Below are 25,589 nucleotides of genomic sequence, written 5' to 3' on the forward strand. Positions count from 1 at the left end.
CCCCCCCCCCTCCCCCCCCCCCCCCCCCCCCCCCCCCCCCCCCCCCCCGCCCCCCCCTCTTCCAGGCAGGAGACGGCCTACCGGATGCCTCGGTGTCTGGAGTCCAGACGCGTGCTCTTCCGGTCTCCCCGCAGGCAGGCGCGCGCGGTGCGCACGCGGCGCGAGGCACTGCGACGACGGCCGCGCGCGCACCGACGCACCCCATCAGGTAGCCTGCGTCCGGGCAGCGGAGGGGACAGCACGTGGCGGATGCCGGGCAACAGGCGGTCGAAGCGTTCATCGGCAAGTGGCAGGGCGTCACCGCCTCGGAGCTGTCCACCTCGCAGAGTTTCCTGTCGGACCTGTGCGTCCTGCTCGGCGTCGACACCCCGCACCCGACGCCGGCGCAGGACTACATGTTCGAGCGCCCGATCACCTTCCGCCACGGCGACGGCAGCACCAGCGCCGGCCGCATCGATCTCTACAAGCGCGGCGCCTTCGTGCTGGAGTCGAAGAAAGTCAAGGCCGCCTCGCACACCAAGGGCTTCGACGAGGCCCTGCTGCGCGCCCGCAGCCAGGCCGAGGGCTACGCCCGCGCGCTGCCGGCCAGCGAAGGCCGTCCGCCGTTCGTGGTGGTGGTCGATGTCGGCAACCGCATCGAGCTCTATGCCGAGTTCTCGCGCTCCGGCGCCACCTACACGCCGTTCCCCGATCCCGGCAGCCATCGCATTGCGCTGGCGGACCTGCGCCGGCCGGAGATCCTCGACCGCCTGCGCCGCGTCTGGACCGATCCGCTCAGCCTGGACCCCAGCCGCGAATCCGCGCGTGTCACCCGCGAGATCGCCGAGCGCCTGGCCACGCTCGCTCGCAGCCTGGAAGCCAGCCTCCACACGCCCGAGGCCGTCGCGCAGTTCTTGATGCGCTGCCTGTTCACGATGTTTGCCGAGGACGTGACGCTGCTGCCGCGCGACAGTTTCCGCGACCTGCTGGTCAAGTACGCCGACCAGCCCGATGTCGCCATGCGCATGCTCGGCCAGTTGTGGCGCGACATGGACAGCGGCGGCTTTTCCGCCGCCATCGCCAGCGACGTGCTGCGCTTCAACGGCAAGCTGTTCAAGCAGCCCGACACCCTGCCGCTGGACCGCGCGCAGATCGCGCTGCTGATCGACGCCGCGCGCGCCAAGTGGGAGCACGTGGAGCCGGCGATCTTCGGCACCCTGCTCGAGCGCGCGCTGTCGCCGGGCGAGCGCCACAAGCTCGGCGCGCACTACACCCCGCGCGCCTACGTCGAGCGGCTGGTGCTGCCCACGGTGATCGAGCCGCTGCGCGCGGAGTGGAGCGACGCCCAGGCCGCCGCGCTCACGCTCGCTGCTGAAGGCAGGCACGACGCCGCCGTCGCCGAACTGCGCCGCTTCCACCATCGCCTGTGCACCGTGCGCGTGCTCGACCCAGCCTGCGGTTCGGGCAACTTCCTCTACGTCACCCTCGAGCACCTCAAGCGCCTGGAAGGCGAGGTGCTCAACGCGCTCGACGAATTCGGCTTCCGCCAGACCGGCCTCGCACTCGGCGGCGAGCGCGCCGACGCCGCGGCCGGCGAGACCGTCGACCCGCACAACCTCTTGGGCATCGAGCTCAACCCACGCGCCGCCGCCATCGCTGAAGTGGTGCTGTGGATCGGCTACCTGCAATGGCACTTCCGCACCCGTGGCGACATCGCCCCGCCGGTGCCGGTGATCCGCGACTTCCGCAACATCGAGAATCGCGACGCGGTGCTGGCCTACGACCGGATCGAATACGTCACCGACGAGCGCGGCATCCCGGTCACGCGCTGGGATGGCGAGACGATGAAGGCCTCGCCGGTGACCGGCGAACCGATTCCCGACGATGAAGCGCGCAAGCCGGTGGAGCGTTACGTCAATCCGCGCAAGGCGGCCTGGCCGCAGGCGGATTTCGTGGTGGGGAATCCGCCGTTCATTGGCAACAAGCGCATGCGCGCGGCGCTGGGCCACGGCTACGTCGAGGCCTTGCGCGGGGTGTGGACGGACGTGCCTGAGTCGGCCGACTTCGTTATGTACTGGTGGCATCACGCGGCACTGATCACCCGCCGTGGCGGATTGCAGCGCTTCGGCTTCATCACCACCAATTCGATCCGGCAAGCGTTCAACCGCCGCGTCATCGAAGCCGCGCTGGAACCCACAAAAGTCGACGCCTCTGGCTCCTTCCCCCGCGTGCAGGGGAAGGTTGGGATGGGGGCAGCGCCAGTCCAGGCTCTCACGCCAGGCGCGCCCCCCCAACCCGCCCCCGCAGGCGGGGGAGTGTGCGAAGAACAGCCGCTCTCGCTGGTGTTTGCAATTCCGGATCACCCATGGGTGGATGCTGCCGACGGGGCGGCGGTGCGTATTGCAATGACGGTAAGCGCAGCTGGGAAGTCGAAGGGCTCCCTGTTGCAAGTAGAGAGTGAATCGACCAGCCAAGCGGACGAAGTTGAAGTCAACTTGAAGTCGACGGCAGGGATTATTTTTGGGGACTTAAGAACTGGGGCAGATGTTCTGCTAGCCGGATCGTTGAAATCAAATACGGGTTTGGCTTCTCGCGGAGTGACCCTAGTTGGGCAAGGGTTTGTAATTGAGGCTAAAGATATAGGCTCAGTCGCAGATGCTGGTGCCTACCTCAAGCCTTACGTCACCGGGCGCTCTATCAGCCAAGCTTCCGAAGAAAAATATGTTTTGGACTTTTACGGTCTGAATGAACGAGAGCTTCGAGAAAGCGCGCCGGCTGCATATCAGTGGTTGTTTGATCACGTAAAGCCGGAGAGGCTCCAAAACAATCGGGAGTCTTACCGCGAGTCGTGGTGGGTGTTTGCAGAACCTCGTTCGGGCTTTCGCAATGCTTCGGCGGATTTGAAACAAGTCATTGTTACTCCGCGGACTGCGAAACATCGTTTTTTTCGGTTCGAGCCTAGCTTGGTTCAGTTTGAAAGCGAGGTTGTTGGAATTGCGGTGGACTGCTCAGCGATTTTGGGCGTGCTTTCTTCGGCTGTTCATATGGCTTGGGTTGAAGCGAATGCTGCGTCATTTGGCGCATATGTCGGCAATATTCGATATAACCAAACGCGCTGTTTTAATCCTTTTCCGTTTCCTGAGAGCGTTAGCGAACGTTCCAAGATCAGGACCCATGCAGAACAACTAGACACCCACCGCAAGCGCCAGCAAGCCGCACATCCCGACCTCACCCTCACCGGCATGTACAACGTGCTCGACAAGCTGCGCAGCGGCGAGTCGTTGACGGCGAAGGAGCGCACGATCCACGAGCACGGCCTGGTGTCGGTGCTGCGCCAGCTGCACGACGAACTCGATGCCGCCGTGCTCGACGCTTACGGCTGGAGCGACCTGCTGCCGCTGCTGCGCATCGCGTACGGCAACGAGGCGCCAGCCGATGGCCAGTCACGCGAGGACGCCAGGCGCGCCTTCGACGACGCCATCCTCGAGCGCCTCGTCGCGCTCAACGCCGAGCGCGCCGCCGAGGAAGCCCGCGGCCTCGTCCGCTGGCTGCGCCCGGAGTTCCAGCATCCCTCCGCGCACGCGGCCGAAGCCGCGCCGGTGCAGAACGAGCTGGCAACGGATACGGAAGACGCACCGGTCGCCGCCGCAGCGGCCGCAGCGGGCAAGCCGATGCCATGGCCGACCGACGCCATCGCCCAGGTCCGCGCGGTCGCCGACGTGCTTGCCGCAAGCCCGGTGGCGCTGACCCTGGACGAGATCGCCGCCCGCTTCACCGCGCGCGGCGCGTGGAAGAAACGCCTGCCGCAATTGCTGGAGATGCTCGTCGCGCTGGGCCGTGCGCACGCCAATGGCGACCGCTACGAAGCCTAGCGTCGGACCGAGACCAGCCTGCGCGGTAGCGCACGGCGTGGCAGCACATGCACAACCCACCCACAAACGGAGCGCCGATGCATTTCTCCGACTTCTACGGCTTGGTCCCGTTCTTCGCCTCGGCGCTGCTTGCGCTGGCGTGTGCGTTGATGTTCAAGGCCGGCTTCAAACGCTACCGCCGGCGCTCGCCGCTGCACGGCCGCAAGGTGGGCAAGCTGCCGGGTCAGGGTTTGGTGGAGCGCGTCGCGCACCACGACTCGGAACTGATGATGGCGATCCTGTTGATGTACCTAGCGTTGCCGTACGCCTTCCTGGTCTGGGTCGGCGGCAAGGTGGACTGGGGGCGCGTGCAATGGAGCGTCCACGAATCGATCTTCGCCGTGTTCGGCCTGCTCATGTTCGGCTATGGCCTGTTCGATTACGTGCGCCATTTCCGCGCCCGCGAGCAGGCGCGCGATGGACTGCTCGCGGAACGGGTGACCGGCATGCAGCTCAATCGGCTGGTCGCCAAGGGCTGCACGGTGCTGCACGACCTGCCGGGCGAGGGCTTCAACATCGACCACGTGGTGATCGCACCACGTGGTGTGTATGCGGTGGAGACCAAGTCGTTCCGAAAACCCAGGCAGGTGCGATCCGGCGAGAATTACCGCGTTGCGTTCGACGGACAGGTGCTGCGTTTCCCGGACTTCGTCGCAACCGATGCCGTGGCACAAGCGCAGCGACAGGCGCAGTGGCTGTCGAAAACGTTGCGTGAATCGCTGGGCCGCGACGTGCCGGTCGTGGCGGCATTGGCATTGCCAGGTTGGCTCATCGACCAGCCCGACGAGGTCTGGCACAACGCGAGGGTCAAGGTGTTCAGCCCAATGCGCGAGGGCGCGAATTTCATGGCCAAGGAATCGGTGTCGATCGATGCCGACACCCGCCGCCTGGTGAAGGACGCGCTGGCCGTGCGCTATCCCGATATCGCCGATTGAGGCGTCGAGGCGACGCAAGCGGGTGAGTCGACCTGGTCCTGGCGCTGTCGCGCCGCGCCACGAAAGACCCCCTGTGTCCTACAGCAACCAAAGCTGCCCTTCCATCGGCTGCGATGGTCGGCACCAGTAATCGAGCCCAAGCTGGTTTGCTGCAGGCCGGTGGCGTGGTGGAAGCTTGAATCGGCGCCAGGGCCGCAGCGCCTCATCGGCCGTGCCGATCTCGTTCTGTAGTGCCTGCGCAAGCGGCCATTGCGAGACGGCGCGACGGCGCGCGCGGCGCCGGCGTGCATGACACCACGACACCGAAATCAGCAGATAGTCCGCCAGTTGTGGCATCCGTCGATCGAAACGCAGTGCCAGCCAGTGCCAGGCGGCGAGTTCCGAGTGGCGGGGGCCGGGGAATTCCGGTTCGACGACCTCCTCCTCGATCGCTTCGAGCAACGAGAGGGGATGCGCGCCGTCGTCGTCCGCGAGGAAGTCAGCACGGGTCGGGCCTTCCGGACCGCCGAGCGGCTGGTCGAGCGGGCAGGTGCCACGCGAAGTTCTGCGCAAACGATCGCAGTGACGGCGCAGCCGCTGCAACAGCAATGTCGCATCGGCTGTGTCTTCGAGGTCTAGCCGACGGCCCAGGTCGCCGCCGAGGTCGAAGGCCTGGATCCAGGCTTCGTTGCGGACATCCCCGGGCGTCAGTTCACCGCGCGACCAGCCGGCGATGGCGTCCAGGTCGTCGACGTATTGCTGCAGGAAAGAAGCGAACGCACGATCGTCGACAGGCATGGCCGCGAAGGATACCGCAGCCAGCCGCTGCGGGCTGCTCGCGACCTGCATGCGCCAGGTGGCGGGCATCGACACGCCCCGCAAAGTGAAGGCCCAGTGGCGAGGATGAACCCTCGTTGGGCTGGGCCTTCGTGCGGAGAGTTTCGCTTGGGACCTTGGCCCCTCGCTTGTTCTCCAGCGCGGCGATGCTACGGCGGGTGGCGTCAGGGTCGGGTCAAGGCGGCTGTGGCGGTGACGGTAGAGCTTGCGGCTGCAGCCGCTCCTACATCGAAGCCACTCCTGCTCGGGGCGGCGTGTGCTGCGTTCCCGGCCCACCGCGGACGGTGGGCCGGTCGTGATCAGAACGCTTTCTGCACGTTGAGCTGCACGCCTTCGTCGCGCTGGCCGCCGGTCTGCGCCTGGTACTCGACATGGGTCGACCAGCCGCCATTGCTGTCGAACGTCGCTCCCAGTCCGAGCATGAAGCGGCTGCGGTCGAAGCCGGTCGGCGACAGCGTGTAGAACGGCCCGTTGGCAAGGTCCGCATAGCGCACCAGCGCCGCCTGCGCGTCGGCGAATTCGCGCTGGTATTCCACCCGCAGTTGCGGTGACAGCCAGCCCCAGGCCATGTGGTTGCGCAGTTCGAGCCTGAGGCCAAGGTTGCCGGTGGTGCTTTCCAGGTCCATTGATTCGTAATGCAACGCCAGGAAGGGATGGCCGGTTTCGGTGTAGCCATCCAGGCTGCCGCGCGCGATGTCGACACGGGCGTAGGGGGTGACCTGCCATGCGCCGTGTTCGAGATCGGCGCCGACCGACACCGATCCGAACCACTGGTCGCCGTCGCGGCGGCCGCGGACCACGGCATCGACGCCGGTCAATTTGCGCGTGCTGTCGTAATCGAGCTGCTGGAACCCGAGCAGGCCGTCGACGAACAGGTGTGCCCAGGGGTGGTAGCTGGCATAGCCGATGAAGGCGCGCGCGCTGCCCTTGAGCCGGCTGCCGCCAGCGATGGTGTTGTCGTCGCGTCCGTAGCCCAGGCCACCGCCGAGCGTGAATGCCGGCGACAGGTCGGTGTCCACGCCGGCGCTGATGCCGTCGCTTTCGAAGCCGATGCCCGAACCGCCGCGTCCATCGAAGCTGCCCGAGCGGATCATGCCGCCGACCCAGGCGCTGGAGGTCGCGTGGCGCGTGCTGCCCGCGACGGCATCGCCGCCGGGCGGGCCGCTGTCCGCATCGTAGGGGCCGCCCACGGATGCCAGGCGCGGCGACGCCCGGGTGGCGTCATGGCGATCCATGCATGCCTGGTAGGCGTCGCGATCGGTCGCCTGCGCGCACGGGTGGCCGGCGAAGCCAAGGTTGCTGGTGAACCGGCCACGCTGGCCGGCGCCGTGCAACTGCTCCAGGCGCTGGTGGAAATTGCCCATCTGCGCCTGCGCGAAGCGGCGTGCCGATTCGACCTGCGCGTCGAGCAGCGCGCGCACCTGCGCGTCCTGGCTCGGATCCGGGCGTGGCTTGACGTTGAAGGTGATGGTCGCTTCGGCCGAGGTCGCGTAGGCGTTGTCGAGGGTGAAATGCGCCTTCGCCTCGCCGCTGAAGCCGGCGTTGGAGGTGAAGTGCATCAGCCAGGTCCCGCCTTCGTGGGTGATCGTCACCGTGCCGGCGGTGGCGGGCTCCAGTGCCACCAGCGTCGCGGCAGTGAACGGCCCGCCGCTCGCGCCGGCGGTCAGGTCCACCGTGACCGGCACGGCGGACATCGCGTCGACCGACCGCGACTGCGCGACCGGCATCGGATGCACGGTCACGGTCACCGTGGCGGGGGCGGAGGTGCCGCCCGGGCCGGTGGCGGTATAGGTGAAACGATCGGTGCCGGCGAAGCTCGCCTCCGGCGTGTAGGTGACCACCAGTCCAGCCACCGTCGCGGTCCCGTGTCGCGGCGCGCCCGCCACCGCGACGGAGTCGATGCGACCGCTGTCGTTGGTGGTGACCGCAATGGCGACCGCGACGCCTGACAACGTGGTTGCCGTGTCCGGCGTGACCAGCGGCGGTGCCGCGGTCACCACCAGCGCATACGCCTGGGTGGCGGAGTAGGGCCCGCCGCCGGTGCTGCTGTCGGTGGCGGTGATGCTGATGTTGAACGAACCGCTGACGGTCGGCGTGCCGGACAGCGTGCCGTCGCTGGCCAGGGTCAGGCCGGCCGGCAACGTGCCCGTGGTGATGGCAAAGCTGTAGGGCGCGACGCCGCCATTGGCCGTGACGACCTGGCTGTAGGCGCTGCCCGCGGTGGCGCCCGGCAGCGTCGCCGGGAGCAGGCTGATGCCCGGCGCGGCGACGGCCAGCGTGTACGCCTGCGTGCCGCTGAACCCGAGCGCGTCGGTGGCCGTGATGGCGATGCTGAAACTGCCGCCGGCGGTCGGCGTGCCGGACAGCGTGCCGTCACTGGCCAGCGACATGCCCGTCGGCAACGCGCCGCTGGTCAGCGCATAGCCATAGGGTGCGGTGCCGCCACTGGCGGACAACACCTGGCTGTAGGCCGCCGCGACCGTCGCGCCGGGCAACGTCGCCGGTGCCAAGGTGATCGTCGGTGCGTCGATGGTCCAGGTGTAGGCCTGTGCGCCGGTGAACCCCAGGTTGTCGGTGGCGGTGATCGTGAGGTTGAACGTGCCGCTCACCGTCGGCGTGCCCGCCAGCGTGCCGTCGCTGGCGAGCGTCATGCCGCTGGGCAGGCTGCCGCTCGTGAGCGCGAAGCTGTACGGCCCCATGCCGCCACTGGCAGTGACCGCCTGGCCATAGGCCATGCCCGCGGTGCCGTTGGGCAGGCTGCCCGGAGTGACGGTGATCGTGGGCGCCACGACCACCAGCGACAGTGGCTGCGTCGCCGTCTGGGTGGCGGCGTCGGTGACCTGCACGGTGAAATTGAACGTCCCGTCGGCGGTCGGCGTGCCCGAGATCGTGCCGCTGCTGCTGATCGACAGGCCGGGCGGCAACGCGCCGAGGATCAGCGTGAAGCTGTAGGGCGTCGCGCCGCCGGCGGCGACGACGGCCTGGCTGTACGCCGATTCGGCGGTTGCCTGCGGCAGCGATGTCGTGCTGATGCCCACCGCGCCGCCGGTGACGACGATGGCGAAGGATTGCGTGACCTGCGCGGCGGGCGAGAACGCCGCATTGCCGGCCTGGTCGGCATGGATGGTGCACGTGCCCGGTGCGACCGGCGTCAATGCGCCACCGCTGGTGATGGTGCAGATCGAAGGCGTGGTCGAACTGAAGCTCACCGTGAGCCCGGAGCTGGCGGTCGCGGTCAACGTCGGACTGGTGCCGAAATCCTGCGCACCGGGATTGGCGAAGGTGATCGTCTGCGCGCCGATCGGGGTGACGCTGTTGGACGCGGCCGATGCGCTGCCGGTGCCGGCGCTGTTGCTGGCGGTCACGGTGAACGTGTAGGCGGTGCCGTTGGCCAGGCCGGTGACGTTGATCGGGCTGGCCGCGCCGGTGGCGATGATGCCGCCCGGGCTGGAGGTGACCGTGTAGGACGTGATGGCGGCACCGCCCGTGTTCGCCGGCGCCGTGAACGCAACGCTGGCGCTGGCGTCACCGGCGGTCGCGGTGCCGATCGTCGGCGCGCCGGGCACGATCGCCGCGACGGTGAAGCTTTGCGACACGGTCGGCGCGGGCAGGAAGGCGGCATCGCCGGCCTGGTCGGCATCGATGGTGCAGGTACCGGCCGTGACGAAGGTCAGCGTGCCGCCGCTGGTCACGGTGCACACGCCGGTGGTGGACGAGGAGAAGTTCGGCGTGAGCCCCGAGCTCGACGTTGCCGTCAACGTTGGTGCCGTGCCGAAAATCTGCGTGCCGGGATTGTTGAAGGTGATGCTCTGCGCACCCTTGGGCGTGATGCTGGCCGATGGCGCCGACGCCGGTCCCGTTCCCGCCGCATTGGTGGCCGTCACCGTGAACGTGTACGCGGTGCCGTTGGTCAAGCCGGTGACCGTGATCGTGCCGCCGGCGGCCCCGGACAGCGTGCCTGTCGCCCCGCCAGGAGCCGCGGTGGCGGTATAGCCGGTGATCGCCGCACCACCGTCATCCGCTGGCGCCGAGAACGTGACCTGCGCCTGGCCGTCGCCCGCACTCGCGCCGGAGATGGCCGGCGCGCCCGGCACGATCGCATTCACGACCAGCGTGTAGGCCTGGCTGCCGGTCGAGCCATCGGCATCGGTCGCGGTGACGGTGAAGGAGAAGCTGCCTGCCTGTATCGGCGTCCCGCCCAGGGTGCCATCGGAGGCCAGCGTCAGACCCGGAGGCAGGCTGCCGCTGGTGAGCGAGAAGGCATACGCCGGGGTGCCGCCGCTGGCGCTGATGACCTGCGAATACGCGCTGTCGCGGGTGGCGTCGGGCAGGGTGGCCGGCGCGAGCGTGAGCACGACCCCGTCGATGACCAGCGCGTAGGCCCGACTGCCGGTGAAGGGAGCGCCGGTGCCGGTGCTGGAGTCGGTGGCGGTGACGGTGAAGTTGAACGTCCCCAATGCCGTCGGCGTCCCGCTCACGGTGCCGTCGGCAGCGAGCGTGATGCCGGGTGGCAGCGCGCCGGCGGTGATCGCATAGGCATAGGACGCCGTTCCGCCAGACGCACCGAGCGACGCGGAATAGGCAGTGTTGATGGTGCCGCTGGTGAGGACGGCGGGAGTGACCGTGATCGTCGGCGCCGCGACCGTCAGCGTGAAGGCCCGGCTGCCCGTGAACGGCCCGGTGCCGGTGGAGCTGTCGGTGGACGTCACCGTGAAATTGAAACTTCCCGCGGCCGTGGCCGTGCCGCTCAAGGTCCCGTTGGAGGCCAGCGTGAGGCCGGCGGGCAGCGAACCCGCCGTGATGCTGTAGGTGTAGGGCGCCGCGCCACCGCTGGTGGTCATGACCTGCGAGTACGCCGCGCCGACCGTCGCGCCGGGAAGCAGTGCCGGCGACACGACCAGCGTCGGCGCCGCCACCGTGATCGTCACGGTGGCGGGCGTCGAGGTGCCGGCGCCGTTGGTCGCGGTGTAGGTGAAGCTGTCCGGCCCCGCATAGCCAGCGACCGGCGTGTAGGTGATCGCCGTGCCCGATGCAGTGGCCGTGCCGTGCGTCGGCGCGGTCCCGATCGCCACCGATGTCGCCGGGGCGCCGGTGATGTTCAACGTGATCGGATTGCTCGAGCTGTCGTACGCCACCGTCGCGCTCACCGCGCCGGTGGTCGGCGGCACGTTCTGCACCACGAGGCTGAGGTTGACCACCTTGAAATAGGGGCCGGGCGAGGTGCCGGACAGGTTCGGACTGCTGTCGGTGACGACCAGGGCGAAGTTCGACGTGCCGGTCGCGGTCGGCGTGCCGGTGATGACGCCGCCGCTCAAGGTGAGGCCCGCGGGCAGCGATCCGCTGTTCAGCGAGTAGGTGTAGGGCGCCAGCGCGCCGGAAGTGTTGGGGTTGAGGTCATAGCTGTAGGCGACGTTGAGGTTCGCGGTGGGCGGCGCGGCAACCGCGATCCCGCTGCTCGGGTTGGGCACGGTCACCGAGTAGGACTTGGTGGTCGTGACGCTGGCGCTGTCGGTGACGGTGAGCGTGGCCGCATAAGAGCCGGCCTGGTTGGGCGTGCCACTGATGGTGCTGCCGCTCAGCGTCAGGCCCGGTGCGAGCGCGCCGCTGCTCAGCACGTAGGTGTACGGGGCGGTGCCGCCGCTGGCGCCTAGCGCCTGGCTGTAGGCGACGCCGACGTTGGGCGTGGGCAGCGATGCCGGCGACACCGTGATCGGACTGGTGGCGGCGCCGATCGCGACATTGACGGTGAACAGGTTGGCGCTCGCATCGGCGACCACGAACGAGTCGCTGGTCGCGCCGTCGCCATTGTTGGTGTAGGTGATGGTGCCAGCCGCCGCATTGACCGACACCGCGCCATGCGCCGGGCTGGTGGTGCCGGTACCCGGATAGGGGTTCAGGCCGAAGGCGTCGCACCGGCTCGCATTGATGGTGATCGAGCCACCCGACGCCATGGGCGAAGTCGCTGGCGTGGTGTACCCGTCGGGCACGCTCATCGTCCCGCAGGCGGCCTGCGCGGCGCCGGGCAAGCCGACCAGCAATACCGCCAGCAGCAGCCAGGCGTGCGCAACGCGCGCGAACGAAGACAGGTTCGCAGCGATGCGCTGCACCGACGAATGATAAGACATGGCCCCGATCCCCAGTGTGCGTCCGGCCAACAGCGGCGTGTGCCGCGCGGAGCGCCTTGCATTAAATTCCGCGGCAGTCCCTTGCCGCCCCCATTGCTCGACTGCTGGTGTACACCGCCAGCGCGGGAGCAGACCACGTCCTTGTCGATGACGGATTGACCCGTGTCCACATATTGGCCACCGGTTGCAGGCCCTTGTCAAGTTCCTGAATGTGGGCGACAGTCGCCGTGTGACCCAGTTCGGAAGGGCACTCGAAACCCTAGGGAGGGGACATCATGTCGGATCCGTTCATCGGGCAGATCATGCTCGCGTCGTTCGGCTACGCGCCGAAATCCTGGGCGCAATGCAACGGCGCGACGCTGCCGATCAGCCAGAACCAGGCGTTGTTCTCGCTGCTGGGCACGACCTACGGCGGTGATGGGATCAGCACGTTCCAGTTGCCGGACCTGCGCAGCCGGACACCCGTCGGCACCAGCAATGCGCTGCCACTGGGCCAGGCGGGCGGCGTGGAGAACGTCACCCTGCTGGCGACGCAGATTCCGCAGCACGTGCATGCGGCCGCCTACGCCTCGCAGGCTGGCGCGGTGCGCAATCCGGCCAATGCGCTGTATGGCGACACCGGCGCGGCCAATCCGATCTATGCCAGTGCCACCGGCCCGCAGGTGCCATTGAACGCGGTGACGGTCGGCAACAACAGCACCGGCCAGCCGCACACGAACCTGCAGCCGTATTCGGTGCTGAATTTCTGCATCGCGTTGAGTGGCGTCTACCCCTCGCGCAACTAAAGCCAGGAGATCGCGAACATGGATCCGTTTATCGGCGAAATCCGCCTGTTGCCCTATACCTTCGCGCCATTGGACTGGCAGGACTGCGATGGCAGCCTGCTGTCCATCGCCAGCTACGATGCCCTCTTCGCGCTGATCGGCACCACCTACGGCGGCGATGGCCAGACCACCTTCGCGGTGCCCGACCTGCGTGGCCGCCTGCCGGTGCACGTGGGTACCGGCAGCGGGCTGAGCCCGTACACGCTGGGGCAGGTGGGCGGCAGCGAAAGCGTCACCCTCATCGCCGCGCAGCTACCCGCGCACGCGCATGCGGCGATGGTGACCAGCGCCACGGCGACCACCGGCACCGCAAGCGCGTCGTCGGCGCTGGGCGCGATCAGTGGCGATTCGATGTACACCAGCGACATCGATGGGCTGACACCGGTTGCGGCGGCAACCTATATGGTCGGCCCCAGTGGGGGCGGGCAACCGCACGACAACACGATGCCGACGCTGACCGTGCGCTTCTGCATTGCTTTGAATGGAATCTGGCCGAGCCAGCCGTAAGGCAGGACCGCGTCGCCACTTTTTCAAGGACACCGCACCATGAGCGATCCCTTTCTCGGCCAGCTTCAGGTCTTCGGCTTTGGTTTCGCACCGAAGGACTGGGCCTCGTGCACCGGGCAGTTGCTGCCCATCAGCCAGTACTCCGCGCTGTTCTCGCTGCTGGGCACCAACTTCGGTGGCAATGGCACGACCAACTTCGGCCTGCCGAATTTCCAGGGGGCCGCGGCCTGCGCCACCGGCGCTGGACCTGGGCTGTCGCCGCGGACGATCGGCGAGGCCTTCGGCTCGGACAGCGTCACCCTGCTGGCCAATGAAATGCCGGCGCACAACCATCCGTTCAATGTCGTCAACCAGTCCGACGCGGCCAAGCGCCATGGCATGCCGGTGGCGGGCGATGCATTGAGCGCGCCAGGCACCGTGACTCCGTTCGCGCCCGGGGCGGCCGCCGCCGGCAACTTCGCGCCATCGATGATCGGCGTGGCGGGCGGCGGCCAGCCGCATGCCAACCAACAGCCGTACCTGGCGATGAATTTCTGCATCGCGCTGTCAGGGATCTTCCCGCAGCGGCCTTGATGGCGCAGGCGCGGGTGTTTCCCCCGCCAGTGCCTGCCGCGTGGCTGCAATGGCAAGGCGCGCTGCCAGCGGGCCTTTGCCTGCGTTTCGCCGCCGATCCGGACCTGCCGTTCCTGCGCGGACTCTATGCCCGCTCGCGCGCGCTGGAACTGGCGCAGGCGCCGTGGCCGGACGCCGCGAAACGTGCGTTCTGCGACAACCAGTTCGAACTGCAGCACCGGCATTACGCCTCGCACGCGCCGGCCGCCTTCCTGGTGGTCACCCGCGACGGAGCCGCTATCGGTCGGCTGACCCTGCACTGGGCCGCCGATATCCTGCGCATCGTCGACCTGTTGCTGGACGCGCATGCGCGGTCGCTGGGTATCGGCACCGCGCTGCTGCGCTGGCTCCAGTGCGCCGCGATCGATGGCGGGTTCGCCGCCGTGGAGCTGCACGTGGCCATGGACAACGATCGCGCCTGCCGGCTCTATCGCCGGGTCGGCTTCGCCGAGCAGCCGTCGACGGCCGCCGGGCATCGGCGCATGTGCTGGCGGCCGATGGCCGCCGCAACCGTCAGTTGAAGAGCGCCTGGTAGAGGAAGCCGTCGCGGTCGCGGGCGATCGGGACCAGGAAGATCCCGACATCGCCCACGCGCGGATGGCGCATGGCGTAGGTCTGCTGTGGAAACAGGAAAGCCGAGGCATTGCGGAACAGCAGCGAGAATGGCGCGCGTAGCGGGTTGCGCGCCGCGTTCGGGATCGGGCGCGCATCGACCAGGACGAACGGGATGTCCATGCCGCCGAGCGTGGCGGAAAACCCTTCGTTGATGCAGCCGGCGAAATGTTCGAGCGACAACAATTCCATGGCGAACGCGTCCTTCCCTGTGCAGCGGCCGAGCATGCGGCGCGCCACCGTGGCCTTGCAAGTCCTAGCGTCGCTCGCGTGCGATCGCACGCCAGCCGATGTCGTGGCGATGGAACTCGCCGGCCCACGAAATGCCGGCGACTTCCGCATACGCCTTGCGTTGCGCGTCGGCGACGCTGTCGCCCAGCGCGCACACGCACAGCACGCGGCCGCCGCTGGTGACCACGTGGTCGCCCTCGATGCGGGTCCCGGCATGGAAGACCTTGGTGTCATCGACAGCGGGCACGTTCCAGCCGCTGATGGCGTCGCCGGTGCGCGGCGTTCCCGGATAGTGCTCGGCCGCCATCACCACGCCCAGCGAGGGGCGCGGGTCCCATTGCGGCTGTGCGACTTCCAGGCGGCCGTCGATCGCGGCATCGACCAGTTCGAGCAGGTCCGACTGCAGGCGCAGCATCACCGGTTGCGTTTCCGGATCACCGAAACGCACGTTGAACTCGATTACCTTCGGCGCGCCGTTGCGGTCGATCATCAGCCCGGCGTAGAGGAAGCCGGTGAACGGGATGCCGTCGGCCGCCATGCCTCGCACCGTCGGCTCGACGATCTCGTGCATCACCCGCGCGTGGATTTCCGGCGTGACCACCGGCGCCGGCGAATACGCCCCCATGCCGCCGGTGTTCGGGCCGGTGTCGCCGTCGCCGACCCGCTTGTGGTCCTGCGAGGTCGCCATCGGCAATGCGGTGGTGGCATCGACCATCGAGATGAAGCTGGCCTCCTCGCCGTCGAGGAACTCCTCGATCACCACGCGCGCGCCGGCGCTGCCGAAGGCGTTGCCGGCGAGCATGTCGGTGATCGCCGCTTCCGCCTCGTCGAGCGTCATCGCCACGATCACGCCCTTGCCGGCAGCCAGGCCGTCGGCCTTGACCACGATCGGAGCGCCGGTGGCGCGGACATGGGCGAGCGCGGCATCGACGTCGGTGTGCACCGCGTAATGCCCGGTTGGGATGCGATGGCGGGCGAGGAAATCCTTCGCGAACGCCTTGCTCCCTTCCAGCTGCGCGGCGGCCGCGGTGGGGCCGAAGATGCGCAGGCCCTCGGCGCGGAAGCGGTCGACGACGCCGGCGACCAGCGGGCCCTCGGGGCCAACGATGGTGGTGGTGACGCCTTCGCGCCGCACCAGCGCGATGAGGCCGTCGATGTCAGCCGCGGCGACGTCGACGTTGCGGCATTTTGTTTCGTGCGCGGTGCCGGCGTTGCCGGGAGCCACCAGCACTTCGGTCACGCGCGCGGATTGGGCGAGCTTCCATGCCAGCGCGTGCTCGCGACCACCCGAACCGATGACGAGGACTTTCATTGGGTTGCTGCTCCTTGCTTACCCCCTCTCCCGCTTGCGGGAGAGGGTTGGGGTGAGGGTGAGGCTTTTCGCGAGGAGCGCCCTCATCCGCCCTGCGGGCACCTTCTCCCGCGATGCGGGAGAAGGGCTGCTCATCGTCGAAGCGCAGCGGTCAATGCCGGAAGTGGCGGATGCCGGTGAACACCATCGCGATGTCGTGTTCGTCGGCGGCGGCGATGACCTCGCTGTCGCGCATCGAGCCACCCGGCTGGATCACCGCACGGATGCCGGCTTCGGCGGCGGCGTCGATGCCGTCGCGGAAGGGGAAGAAGGCATCGCTCGCCATCACCGAACCCGGCACCACGAGGCCGGCGTCACCGGCCTTGATGCCGGCGATGCGCGCCGAATACACGCGGCTCATCTGGCCGGCGCCGACGCCGATCGTGCGCTGGTCGCGCGCATACACGATGGCGTTGGACTTGACGTACTTGGCCACCCGCCAGGCGAACAGCAGGTCGTCGAGCTGCGCGGGCGTCGGCGCGCGCCGGGTGACCACCTTCAATTCGTCGCGCGTGACCTCGCGGATATCGCTGGTCTGCATCAGCAATCCCGAGCCGACGCGCTTGATGTCGAAGTTGTTGCGGCCCTCGCCGTGCGGGATCCGCAGCACGCGTACGTTGGCTTTCTTCCTCGCATGGGCGAGCGCGGCGTCGTCGTACGCCGGCGCGATCAGCACCTCGACGAACTGCTGGTCCAGGATGGCTTTCGCGGTGGCGCCGTCGAGCATGCGATTGAAGGCGATGATGCCGCCGAAGGCGGAGGTCGGATCGGTGGCGTAGGCCGCTTCGTAGGTATCCAGGCAACCGTTGCCTTCGGCCACGCCGCAGGGATTGGCGTGCTTGACGATCACGCAGGCCGGGCGCTCGAACTGGCGCACGCATTCCCATGCCGCGTCGGCATCGGCGAGGTTGTTGTAGCTCAGCTCCTTGCCCTGCAGCTGGGTGAACGTCGCCAGCGTGCCCGGCACCGGCCACAGGTCGCGGTAGAACGCACCGTGCTGGTGCGGATTCTCGCCGTAGCGCAGGTCCATCACCTTGACGAAGCTGCTGTTCTGCTGCGCAGGGAACAGGCCGCGCTTGCCGTCGGCGTCGAGCGCGGAAAGGTAGTCGCTGATGCAGCCGTCGTACTGCGCGACGCGGTTGAACGCCGCGACCGCCAGCGTGAACCGCGTCGCCGCGCCGAGCGTGCCGTCGTTGGCGGCCAGCTCGGCCACGATCGCGTCGTATTGCGCGGGATCGGTGGCGACGGCGACGCGCGCGAAATTCTTCGCCGCCGAGCGCAGCATCGCCGGGCCACCGATGTCGATGTTCTCGATGATGTCGTCCATGGTCGCGTCGCTGCGCGCGGACACCTGCTCGAACGGATACAGGTTGAGCACCAGCAGGTCGATCGGCGCGATGCCGTGCTGCGCCATCACCGCATCATCGACGCCGGCGCGGCCGAGCAGGCCGCCGTGGACCACCGGGTGCAGGGTCTTGACCCGCCCGTCCATCATTTCCGGGAAGCCGGTGGCCTGGCTGACGTCCTGGACCGGCAGCCCGGCATCGCGCAATGCCTTCGCCGTGCCGCCGGTGGACAGCAGGTCGACACCATGGGCGTGCAGCGCGCGCGCGAACTCCAGCAGGCCGGTCTTGTCGGAAACGGACAACAGGGCGCGGCGCACCGGCAGGCGATCGGCAGACATGCAGGGAAGGTCGTGCGAAGGGGGCGCGAATTATAGCGGGGCTCGGGATCGCGCACCGGCCGGGTCGGCAGGAGCGGCGATTGCCGGGGGATTTACGGCGCAAAGGCCGGCGAATCGATCACGTCCTGCGCTTGGGTCGCTCGTGGAAAGCGCTGCGGATCTCGCCCAGCAAGCTATCCGATGCCGTAGTCGCGCATCTTCTTGCGCAGCGTGGCGCGGTGGATGCCCAGCATCGCCGCGGCGCGGCTGTGGTTGCCGTCGCAGTGCGTCAGCACTTCGGCGAACAGCGGAATCTCGAGTTCGCGCAGGGCGATTTCATACAGGTCGTTGGCATCGCAGCCATCGAGGTCGCGCAGGTAACGGCGCACGGAATTGGCGACATGCTCGCGCAACGGCGCCCGCGCGCCGGCGCGGTTGGAGCTGCCGATGGGATCGGAGCGGTCGGCAACGTTCAATGGATTTCCCCTGCGCTGTCACATCCGCCACGGAACCGGCGGGGGAGCGAGTCTAGCGCGCAGCATTCCCACGCGCCAATGCCAGCGATGCGCATTCCTAGACGGCGCTCAAGGAATGCTCAGCGGAATTCAAAGGTGAATGCGACGACGCCCTGGGCAGGTTCGACGACGTCGATCGACACCGTCGCGAGCTGGCCGCTGGCAATGCCGTTTTGCGTAGTGCCGGGCGCGAGGTACTCGCCTGGCGTGAAGACGCGCGCGCCGAGCGTGCGCCCGTCGGCGTCGGACAGCGTCAATGCGATCGCCGGCAAGGGTTGTGCCCAGCGCGCATCGTTGCGAAAGCGCGCGCGCACGTTCAGTACGCCCGTTCGCTGCGGATCGGCGCTGACATTGCGTTCGACCAGGCGGAAGGCTTCGGGTTGCCTCCATGGTGGGAGATCGCAGGCGAGCACATCGCACATGGCCTGTAACCACGGTCGCCAACGGGCATCCGCAGCCAACTGCGCGCGATCGGCGAGCAGCATCTGCAAGGCGAGCAGCAGCGTCAATGCAGCGATGGCCACCGGCGCGCGCCAGCGCCTGAGCCGCGCGGACCGGACGAATGCCAGGCCCGGTATGCGCGGCAATCCGGGTTTGCGCCTGCGTCGGGAGCGTGCGGGTGTCGCGCGTGCTGGCGGGGCAGGCGCCGCCGGGGCCAGCGGATCCTGGCCCGCCGGAGGCGTTGCTTCGCCGGCTGCTGCCGGGATCCCCGCGATCGTCGCCTCTTCCAGCGGAGTCCCCGTCGTCGGAACCTCGCCATCCTGCTTCGTGGGCAGCGCCTGTGGGCGTGCCGATTGCGTGGCAACGGATTCGTCCGGCGACGCGGCATCGCCTGCAGGTGACCCGTGCACGCCGTCGCGTTCGACCGCCTCCGGACCCGCCACGTCCAGGCGGGGTTCTTTCCCGGCGGGAGGCATTGCCATGGCCGCAAGCGGCGCATCGATCGGCGGCGCCGGGGGTGTATTCCACGGCAATGACGTATCCGGAACTGTTGCCCCTGGAGGTTCGGTACCCGAATCCAAGGCATCGACTGCATCCCCGCGCGTCGCCGCCCGGGTGCCCACGATGGACGCGGGCGGCGCCAGCGCGGCCATCGCCGCCGACAGATCATCCGATGCGGGCGAACTGCCCATGGCCATGGGCGCCACCAGTCCGCGGCAACGCGGACAGCGCGCGGGTGGTGCGCCGCTCCCGCGGTCGACGGTGACGAGGAACTGGCAATGCGGGCAGAGGACGAACATGCGCGCTATTCAACCATGGCCGTGGACGACTCGATCCGCGCGACGTATGCAGGCTTCAGCTGCGGCGGCGGCCCTCGATGCGAACCCAGTCGCCTTCATCCACGACATGCAGGTCGCCGAACCAGGGCTCATAGCGCGCCAGCAATTCGGTTTCCTGGCCGGCGAGGATGCCGGACAACGCGATCCGGCCACCCGGCGCAACCCGGGACGCGAGGTGCCCGGCGAGCACGTCCAGTGCCGAGGCCAGGATGTTGGCGACGACGATCGGATAGACGCTTTCCGGCTCGTCCTGCGGCCGATACACGCTCAATCGCGCGTCGACCGCGTTGCGTCGCGCATTGTCGGCCGTCGCCAGCAGTGCCTGTGGATCGTTGTCGACGCCGACCGCGTGCGCCGCGCCGAGCTTCAGCGCCGCCAGCGCGAGGATCCCCGAACCGCAGCCGAAATCGAGCACGCGCGCCTGCTGCAGCGCGCCCTCGGTCGCCAGCGCATCGAGCCATTGCAGGCACAGCGCCGTGGTCGGATGGGTGCCGGAGCCGAACGCGAGCCCGGGGTCCAGGCGCACGACCGCGGCGTCGTCGGCATGCGCGTCCTCGGGCAGTGGCTGGTTCCACGGCACGATCCAGGTGCGTGCGCCGAAACGCAGCGGCACGTACTGGTCCATCCACGCGCGTTCCCAGTCCTGGTCCTCCACCAGGCGGAAGCCGGCGCGCGAAAAATCCAGCGCCGGGTCGAAGGCGTCCAGCGCGGCGAGCAGGAGCAGCGCGTCTGTGTCGGCGGGGAACAGCGCGCTCAATTGCACGTCGTTCCACAGCGGCGTTTCACCCACGCCCGGTTCGAGGATCGCGTGCTCGTTGGACGTGTCGGCATCGGCATCGAGCAGCGTGACCGCGAGCGCGCCGACATCTTCCAGCGCGTGTTCGTAACGCGGCTGCTCGGCTTCGCGGCAGCGCAGGGTGAGTTCAAGGAAGGGCATCGGGTCTTCGCTGCGTTGCTGGTGCACGTGTGAGGCTGGATGCGCCCTGCGACAGGATCGGTTTTGGCCCGCGCGCGGCCCGCGGCCTTATCCGGTCCACAGGATCACGATGCACCGTGGCCCGGGTAGGCGCAGCGCACCCGGGAGCGCTCGGATGCGCCTGGTACGACATGGCCGCATCGATCGATCACACGATCGACAACGACTTTTCCTTGCGCTCGGCCAGCCGCTTTTCCAGGTAATGGATGTTCTGCCCGCCGTGCTGGAAGCCGCCGTCGGCGAGGATGCGCTGCTGCAGGGGAATATTGGTCTTGATGCCGTCGACCACCAGCTCGCTCAACGCCACCCGCATGCGCGCGATCGCCTGTTCGCGGGTGGCGCCGTGGACGATGAGCTTGCCGATCATCGAGTCGTAATTGGGCGGTACCCGATAGCCTTCGTAGATGTGCGAATCCACCCGCACGCCCGGGCCGCCGGGCGCGTGGAAATGCTGGATCAACCCGGGCGAGGGCATGAACGTGTCCGGGTCCTCGGCATTGATGCGGCATTCGATCGCGTGGCCTTCGATCACGATGTCCGACTGCTTGAGCGACAGCTTGTGGCCGGCGGCGATCATCAGCTGCTCGCGCACCAGGTCCACGCCGGTGATCATTTCCGTCACCGGATGCTCGACCTGGATGCGGGTGTTCATCTCGATGAAGTAGAAGCGGCCGTCCTCGTAGAGGAACTCGAACGTGCCGGCGCCGCGATACCCGATGCGGATGCAGGCATCGACGCAGACCTTGCCGATCGCGGCGCGCTGCTCGGGCGTGATGCCCGGCGCCGGTGCTTCCTCGACGACCTTCTGGTGGCGGCGCTGCATCGAGCAGTCGCGTTCCCCGAGATGGATCGCGCCGCCCTGGCCATCGGCGAGCACCTGGATCTCGACGTGGCGCGGGTTCTCCAGGAATTTCTCCATGTAGACCATGTCGTTGCCGAACGCGGCCTTGGCTTCCTGCTTGGTCGTCGCGATCGCATTGGCGAGCGCGGCTTCGGTATGCACCACGCGCATGCCGCGCCCGCCGCCGCCGCCGGCCGCCTTGACGATGACCGGATAGCCGATCTCGCGCGCGATCGCGATGTTGGTCGCCGCATCGTCGCCCAGTGGCCCGCCGCTGCCCGGCACGCAGGGAACGCCGGCCTCCTTCATCGCGCGGATCGCCTCCACCTTGTCGCCCATCAGGCGGATGGTCTCCGCGCGCGGGCCGATGAAGATGAAGCCCGACTGCTCGACGCGCTCGGCGAAGTCGGCGTTCTCGCTCAGGAAACCGTAGCCCGGATGGATCGCCTGGGCGTCGGTGACTTCGGCCGCGGCGATGATCGAAGCCATGTTGAGGTAGCTCTCGCTCGACGGCGCCGGCCCGATGCAGACCGATTCGTCGGCCATCGCCACGTGCTTGAGGTTGCGGTCGACGGTGGAATGCACCGCGACCGTGCGGATGCCCATCGCGTGGCACGCGCGCAGGATGCGCAGTGCGATTTCGCCACGGTTGGCTATTACGACTTTGTCTAAGGGCATCGGATTCTCTCGGCTACTTGTCCTGCCCGTCGGCTTGCATGCCGACGGGCGTTCGCGGGCTCGCGGCTACGCCGCTCGAAATCCCCGCTCACCCAACCACGAACAGCGGCTGGTCGAATTCCACCGGCTGCCCGCTCTCGGCGAGGATCTTCAGCACCGTTCCGGAGACCTCGGCCTCGATCGGATTGAACATCTTCATCGCCTCGATGATCCCGAGCGTGTCGCCGGCCTTGACCGCCTGGCCGACGCTGACGAAGGGCGGCTTGTCCGGTGCGGGCGAGGCGTAGAACGTGCCGACCATCGGCGCACGCACGACGTCGCCGTCGGGCAGTTCCGTGCTGGCCTTGGCCTGGCCGCCGGTCGCGGCCTCGGTGGGCGACTGCATCGGCATCGGCGCCGCCGCCTGCGGGGCCGGCGCATGCATCATCGCCATCGGCGCGCCGCCGCGTGGGTTGCGCGCCAGGCGCACGGACTCCTCGCCCTCCTTGATCTCGATCTCGGACAGGTTGGATTCCTCGAGCAGGTCGATGAGTTTCTTGATCTTGCGCAGATCCATGGCCGTCTCTCTTGGTCGGATTTGAAAGGAAGGGGGGAAGGCGTCAGGGCGCCGCCGCGGCGTCGAGCCGGGCGAGCGCGGCGTCCAGCGCATAGCGGTAGCTGTCGGCGCCGAAGCCGCTGACGATGCCGACCGCCAGGTCGCTGAAATAGCTGGTGCGGCGGAACGGCTCGCGCGCGTGCGGGTTGGACAGGTGGATTTCGATGAACGCGATCGCCACCGCCGCCAGCGCGTCGCGCAGCGCCACGGAGGTGTGGGTGAAGGCCGCGGGGTTGAGCAGGATGAAATCGGTGCCGTCGGTGCGTGCGGCCTGAACGCGGTCGACCAGGACCGCTTCGTCGTTGGACTGCAGGCTCGCCAGGGCGTGGCCGGCGCGCTCGGCGCGCGCGTGCAGATCGGCGTCGATCTGCGCCAGCGTGGTCCGGCCATAGACCTCCGGCTCGCGCACGCCGAGCAGGTTGAGGTTGGGGCCGTGCAGGACCAGCAACTTGGCCATCGGCGGGACCGCGACAAGGGACGCGCAGTCTGGAGGAAGGCGCCAATGGTGTCCAGTTCGCCGAACTTGTCCGGAAGTTAAGCGATTGTTTGACCTCGCCGCCGACCCGATCCGGAGTCCCACATCAGGGCTGCGTCCAGCGCTCCAGATCGCCGCGCGCGAACGGCCCGATGTGCTGTTTCAGCAGGCGCCCGTCGGCCGAGACCAGCACCGAGTAAGGCAGCACGCCGGCGCGATTGCCCAGGCGCACGCCGGCATCGGTGGGGCCGGGCGCATCGATCAGGACCGGGTAGGCGACGCCGACCTTGGGCAGGAAGGCCCGCACCGCCGCCGCGTCGTCGAGCGCGATGCCGACCACTTGCACGCCGTTGCCCCCCTGTTGCGCTGAAAAGCGCTGCAGCTCCGGCATCTCCTGCACGCAGGGACGGCACCACGACGCCCAGACATTGATCAGCAGTGGGCGGCCGGCGTAGGCCGTGGGGACGGCGACCGGGTGGCCGTCGAGGCCCGGCACGCTGAATGCTGGGATGGCCGCCCCGGGCTGGGCGATGGCCAGGCCCGTCGGCGCGGCGGGTGCACGCGCGGCCAACAGCGCGCCGAGCCACCGCTGCCCGAATTCGCTGCGCAGCAATGGGCCGGGCCCGGTAGTGAGCAGGCTGGCGGCGGCGCCCAGGGTGCCGGCCAGCAGCGCCACCAGTCCGACCTTGATGCCGGCCTTCAACCTGGCGCCCTCACGGCGTTGCGGTCCGCGCGCGCTGCAGCCGCTGCACGAAGGGCGCGACTTTCTCGAATCCCACCAGCCGCAGCCCGCGCTGTTCGCTACCGCCGGCGAAGAACAACGTCCCCGGCGGACCGATGATGCCGAAACGCCGCATCAGGGCCTGGTCGACGGCATCGTTGGCGGTGACGTCGGCCTTGAGCAGCACGAAGCCCGACAGCGCGGCGCGCACATCGGGATCGGTGAAGGTGTACTTCTCCATCTCCTTGCAGCTCACGCACCAGTCGGCATAGAAATCCAGCATCAGCGGCCGCCCGGCGGCGCTGGCGGCCGCGACCGCGCGGTCCAGGTCGGCGCTGGACTTGACGTGGTCGAAGACGGGCGCGGACGTCGCTGCGTGCGTGCCGCCAACACCCGCGAGCGGCTGCAGCGGATCGCTGCCGCCGGCGAGCGCCCCGAACAGCTGCGCCGCGCCGGCCACGCCCAGCACCAGGGCGGCGAAACGGGCCAGCAGGCGCCCGCGGGCCGATGCGCCTGCCGCCGCCGAGGACGCCATCGACGCCCACGCCGCTGCGCCCAGCGCCAGCAGGCCCCACAGCGCCAGCGTCACCGGGCCCGGCAGGATCCGCGCCAGCATCCATACCGCCAGTCCGAGGAAAACCAAACCGAACACCCGCTCCACCGCCGTCATCCACGGCCCGCTGGTCGGCATGCCGCGCCCGGCCGCCGCGCCGAACGCCAGCAGTGGCAGGCCCATCCCCATCGCCAGCAGGAACAGCGCCGCGCCGCCCAGTACCGGGTCATGCGCCTGGCCGATGTAGAGCACCGCCCCGGCCAGCGGCGGCGCCACGCAGGGGCCGACGATCAGTGCCGACAGCGCGCCCATCGTGGCGACGCCGGCGAGCGAGCCGCCGTGCTGGCGGCCGCTCCACGCGCCCAGGCGGGCGCGCAGCGCCATCGGCAGCTGCAGCTGGTAGAGGCCGAAGGAGGACAGTGCGAGCACCACGAACAGGGCCGCGAACGCCGCGATGATCCACGGCTGCTGGAACGCCGCCTGCAGGTTGGCCCCGAGCAGGCCCGCAACCACGCCGGCGAGGGTGAACACCAGCGCGTTGGCCAGCACGTACACCAGCGACAGCAGCAGTGCGCGGCCGGTGCCCAGGCGCGTGCCCTGGCCGGCGATCAGCCCGGACAGGATCGGAATCATCGGCAGCACGCAGGGCGTGAACGCCAGCAGCAGCCCGGCGCCGAAAAAGCCCAGCAGCGCCAGCCAGCGATTGGATCCCGCCAGACCCGCCGCCAGACGGCTGTCTTCGGCTTGGCCGCTGGACGGGATCGCAGCGGGCGCCTGGCCGGCGATCCGCGCGTTCGCGTCGTCGCCGGTGGTTGCGACAGCGGTGGCAAGGCCGTCACTGGTGCTGGCCGGATCCCCTGTCGCCGTGCCAGCCATGGACGATGGCGCCATCGCCGCCGCCACCGTTGCAGCGGGCGTTCCGGCGTTGCGCGTGTCGATGGCCGCTGCCGCCGGCAACGCCAACGCCACCGAGCGCGTCATCGGCGGATAGCAGATGCCGTCGGTCTGGCAGCCCTGGAAGGTCGCGGTGACAGTGATGTCCGCGGCATCGGCGTTGCGTCGTTGCAGCGCCAGCGGCACGTCGACCTGGTCGAAATAGACGACCACGTCGCCGAAGTGCTCGTCGTGGTGCGCCACCCCCGGCGGCCAGCGCAGCGCCCCGGCGGCGATGCCCTCGGCGCCGCTCACCCGCACCGAGGTCTTGTCGCGATACAGGTAATAGCCCCTGGCTGGGGTGAAGCGCAGCAGCAGCGTCCGGCCGTCGCCGACGATCGCCTCGAAGCCGAACGCCTGCTCCGGCGGCAACGGCTGCGCATCCATCGCGCCGGGGCTGGCGGCCGGCCGCACGCCGCCGCCGGCCAGCGCCCGGCCCAGCGCCGCCAGGCCATC

Annotated in this window: 19 protein-coding genes; 6 read left to right on the forward strand and 13 right to left on the reverse strand. The window is 68.8% G+C overall.

All coding sequences use genetic code 11. From position 1 onward, the window contains the following. Positions 1-242 precede the first annotated feature (242 nt). Entirely contained in the window at positions 243-3,851 is a 3,609-nt protein-coding gene (locus tag G7B67_RS10810) for a class I SAM-dependent DNA methyltransferase (RefSeq protein ID WP_166212144.1), read from the forward strand. A gap of 77 nt (positions 3,852-3,928) precedes the next feature. After that, on the forward strand, positions 3,929-4,825 hold the full coding sequence (locus G7B67_RS10815; RefSeq protein WP_166212147.1) for a nuclease-related domain-containing protein: 897 nt from the start codon (positions 3,929-3,931) through the stop codon (positions 4,823-4,825). A 78-nt stretch (positions 4,826-4,903) separates the two neighbouring features. Here G7B67_RS10815 and G7B67_RS10820 read toward each other — a convergent pair whose 3' ends face one another. Both G7B67_RS10820 and G7B67_RS10825 read right to left on the reverse strand, forming a co-directional pair. Beyond that, positions 4,904-5,671: a hypothetical protein gene (locus G7B67_RS10820; protein ID WP_207780917.1), complete on the reverse strand. Its 768-nt coding sequence runs from the start codon at positions 5,669-5,671 to the stop codon at positions 4,904-4,906. Positions 5,672-5,940: 269 nt separating this feature from the next. Further along, positions 5,941-11,766, reverse strand: coding sequence for a putative Ig domain-containing protein (locus tag G7B67_RS10825; RefSeq protein ID WP_166212153.1), 5,826 nt, complete (start codon positions 11,764-11,766; stop codon positions 5,941-5,943). 275 nt (positions 11,767-12,041) lie between these two features. Here G7B67_RS10825 and G7B67_RS10830 point away from each other — a divergent pair, with 275 nt between their 5' ends. Genes G7B67_RS10830 through G7B67_RS10845 form a run of 4 tightly spaced genes read left to right on the forward strand, consistent with a single transcriptional unit; the run spans position 12,042 to position 14,230 of the window. Then, positions 12,042-12,551, forward strand: a complete 510-nt coding sequence (locus tag G7B67_RS10830; RefSeq protein WP_166212156.1) for a phage tail protein — start codon at positions 12,042-12,044, stop codon at positions 12,549-12,551. An 18-nt stretch (positions 12,552-12,569) separates the two neighbouring features. After that, positions 12,570-13,097 (forward strand): phage tail protein, encoded by a 528-nt coding sequence (locus tag G7B67_RS10835; protein ID WP_166212159.1) that lies wholly within the window; start codon positions 12,570-12,572, stop codon positions 13,095-13,097. Positions 13,098-13,136: 39 nt separating this feature from the next. Further along, on the forward strand, positions 13,137-13,670 hold the full coding sequence (locus tag G7B67_RS10840) for a phage tail protein (RefSeq protein ID WP_166212162.1): 534 nt from the start codon (positions 13,137-13,139) through the stop codon (positions 13,668-13,670). Continuing rightward, positions 13,670-14,230, forward strand: coding sequence for a GNAT family N-acetyltransferase (locus tag G7B67_RS10845; RefSeq protein ID WP_166212165.1), 561 nt, complete (start codon positions 13,670-13,672; stop codon positions 14,228-14,230). Before G7B67_RS10840 ends, G7B67_RS10845 begins: the two co-directional genes overlap by 1 nt. Here the strand turns inward: G7B67_RS10845 and G7B67_RS10850 are convergent. From G7B67_RS10850 to dsbD, 11 genes are all read right to left on the reverse strand, one after another. Continuing rightward, positions 14,223-14,513 carry a DUF6916 family protein gene (locus tag G7B67_RS10850; protein ID WP_166212168.1) on the reverse strand — a complete coding sequence of 97 codons (291 nt, stop codon included), beginning with the start codon at positions 14,511-14,513 and terminating at the stop codon, positions 14,223-14,225. The genes G7B67_RS10845 and G7B67_RS10850 overlap by 8 nt on opposite strands. A 64-nt stretch (positions 14,514-14,577) precedes the next feature. Then, entirely contained in the window at positions 14,578-15,864 is a 1,287-nt protein-coding gene (gene purD / locus G7B67_RS10855; RefSeq protein WP_166212171.1) for a phosphoribosylamine--glycine ligase, read from the reverse strand. A gap of 151 nt (positions 15,865-16,015) precedes the next feature. Continuing rightward, a complete protein-coding gene (gene purH / locus G7B67_RS10860; RefSeq protein ID WP_166212174.1) occupies positions 16,016-17,587 on the reverse strand; it encodes a bifunctional phosphoribosylaminoimidazolecarboxamide formyltransferase/IMP cyclohydrolase in 1,572 nt (523 codons plus the stop codon). Between the two features lie 173 nt (positions 17,588-17,760). Then, positions 17,761-18,042 carry a DNA-binding transcriptional regulator Fis gene (gene fis / locus G7B67_RS10865; RefSeq protein ID WP_425482438.1) on the reverse strand — a complete coding sequence of 94 codons (282 nt, stop codon included), beginning with the start codon at positions 18,040-18,042 and terminating at the stop codon, positions 17,761-17,763. A gap of 119 nt (positions 18,043-18,161) precedes the next feature. Continuing rightward, complete coding sequence (locus G7B67_RS13530; protein ID WP_341480470.1) at positions 18,162-19,322, reverse strand: DUF3426 domain-containing protein; 1,161 nt, start codon at positions 19,320-19,322, stop codon at positions 18,162-18,164. A gap of 55 nt (positions 19,323-19,377) precedes the next feature. Then, positions 19,378-20,298 (reverse strand): 50S ribosomal protein L11 methyltransferase, encoded by a 921-nt coding sequence (gene prmA, locus G7B67_RS10875; protein ID WP_166212195.1) that lies wholly within the window; start codon positions 20,296-20,298, stop codon positions 19,378-19,380. Positions 20,299-20,485: 187 nt separating this feature from the next. Next, the gene (gene accC, locus G7B67_RS10880) at positions 20,486-21,856 is read right to left on the reverse strand and encodes an acetyl-CoA carboxylase biotin carboxylase subunit (protein WP_166212179.1); all 1,371 of its coding nucleotides are present in this window, start codon (positions 21,854-21,856) and stop codon (positions 20,486-20,488) included. 88 nt (positions 21,857-21,944) lie between these two features. Continuing rightward, positions 21,945-22,412, reverse strand: coding sequence for an acetyl-CoA carboxylase biotin carboxyl carrier protein (gene accB, locus G7B67_RS10885; protein ID WP_166212182.1), 468 nt, complete (start codon positions 22,410-22,412; stop codon positions 21,945-21,947). A 43-nt stretch (positions 22,413-22,455) separates the two neighbouring features. Next, positions 22,456-22,908, reverse strand: coding sequence for a type II 3-dehydroquinate dehydratase (locus tag G7B67_RS10890; RefSeq protein WP_166212185.1), 453 nt, complete (start codon positions 22,906-22,908; stop codon positions 22,456-22,458). Between the two features lie 124 nt (positions 22,909-23,032). Further along, the gene (locus G7B67_RS10895; RefSeq protein ID WP_243412339.1) at positions 23,033-23,629 is read right to left on the reverse strand and encodes a TlpA family protein disulfide reductase; all 597 of its coding nucleotides are present in this window, start codon (positions 23,627-23,629) and stop codon (positions 23,033-23,035) included. 10 nt (positions 23,630-23,639) lie between these two features. Further along, positions 23,640-25,589: protein-disulfide reductase DsbD (dsbD, locus tag G7B67_RS10900; RefSeq protein ID WP_166212189.1), on the reverse strand; the 1,950-nt coding region annotated here is incomplete at its 5' end.

This window comes from Cognatiluteimonas telluris, assembly GCF_011320095.1.
Classification (GTDB): Bacteria; Pseudomonadota; Gammaproteobacteria; order Xanthomonadales; family Xanthomonadaceae; genus Cognatiluteimonas; species Cognatiluteimonas telluris.

Excerpts from the sequence above, each read along its gene's own strand:
- G7B67_RS10815 (WP_166212147.1), top strand. The coding sequence starts at position 3,929 with ATGCATTTCTCCGACTTCTACGGCTTGGTCCCGTTCTTCGCCTCGGCG.
- G7B67_RS10820 (WP_207780917.1), bottom strand. The coding sequence starts at position 5,671 with ATGCCCGCCACCTGGCGCATGCAGGTCGCGAGCAGCCCGCAGCGGCTG.
- G7B67_RS10825 (WP_166212153.1), bottom strand. The coding sequence starts at position 11,766 with ATGTCTTATCATTCGTCGGTGCAGCGCATCGCTGCGAACCTGTCTTCG.
- G7B67_RS10830 (WP_166212156.1), top strand. The coding sequence starts at position 12,042 with ATGTCGGATCCGTTCATCGGGCAGATCATGCTCGCGTCGTTCGGCTAC.
- G7B67_RS10835 (WP_166212159.1), top strand. The coding sequence starts at position 12,570 with ATGGATCCGTTTATCGGCGAAATCCGCCTGTTGCCCTATACCTTCGCG.
- G7B67_RS10840 (WP_166212162.1), top strand. The coding sequence starts at position 13,137 with ATGAGCGATCCCTTTCTCGGCCAGCTTCAGGTCTTCGGCTTTGGTTTC.
- G7B67_RS10845 (WP_166212165.1), top strand. The coding sequence starts at position 13,670 with ATGGCGCAGGCGCGGGTGTTTCCCCCGCCAGTGCCTGCCGCGTGGCTG.
- G7B67_RS10850 (WP_166212168.1), bottom strand. The coding sequence starts at position 14,513 with ATGGAATTGTTGTCGCTCGAACATTTCGCCGGCTGCATCAACGAAGGG.
- purD (WP_166212171.1), bottom strand. The coding sequence starts at position 15,864 with ATGAAAGTCCTCGTCATCGGTTCGGGTGGTCGCGAGCACGCGCTGGCA.
- purH (WP_166212174.1), bottom strand. The coding sequence starts at position 17,587 with ATGTCTGCCGATCGCCTGCCGGTGCGCCGCGCCCTGTTGTCCGTTTCC.
- G7B67_RS13530 (WP_341480470.1), bottom strand. The coding sequence starts at position 19,322 with ATGTTCGTCCTCTGCCCGCATTGCCAGTTCCTCGTCACCGTCGACCGC.
- prmA (WP_166212195.1), bottom strand. The coding sequence starts at position 20,298 with ATGCCCTTCCTTGAACTCACCCTGCGCTGCCGCGAAGCCGAGCAGCCG.
- accC (WP_166212179.1), bottom strand. The coding sequence starts at position 21,856 with ATGCCCTTAGACAAAGTCGTAATAGCCAACCGTGGCGAAATCGCACTG.
- accB (WP_166212182.1), bottom strand. The coding sequence starts at position 22,412 with ATGGATCTGCGCAAGATCAAGAAACTCATCGACCTGCTCGAGGAATCC.
- G7B67_RS10890 (WP_166212185.1), bottom strand. The coding sequence starts at position 22,908 with ATGGCCAAGTTGCTGGTCCTGCACGGCCCCAACCTCAACCTGCTCGGC.